The following is a 240-nucleotide window of genomic DNA, read 5'->3' on the forward strand; positions in this document are numbered from 1 at the left end:
ATACGTTACTGATTGCCGCCCATACCCCTACCGCCACGCCGCTGTCAAAGCGTTTGGCGACGTCGATCGTTGCGCCTTTATCTTTTGCCAGATATTGCCCAACGCTAAGTTTCATCAGTACGCCATTGAGCGTCGGCGGGTTCCAGTAAGCCGTCACGAAACCTGTTGGCGTGGAATAATCGGTGAAACGCATCATGTTGTCCCAGTCACGTTGCTTCACGTAGTTAACGTCCACACCCT

Annotated in this window: 1 protein-coding gene; it reads right to left on the reverse strand. The window is 52.9% G+C overall.

The annotated features are described in order from the left end of the window. Positions 1-220, reverse strand: a 220-nt coding sequence (locus SAZ04_RS22885; RefSeq protein WP_332700076.1) for a YjbH domain-containing protein, incomplete at its 3' end; no start/stop codon positions are given. Between the last annotated feature and the right edge of the window lie 20 nt (positions 221-240).

Origin of the sequence: Halalkalibacter lacteus (assembly GCF_036663595.1) — a bacterium.
Classification (GTDB): Bacteria; Bacillota; Bacilli; order Bacillales; family Bacillaceae_D; genus Halalkalibacter; species Halalkalibacter lacteus.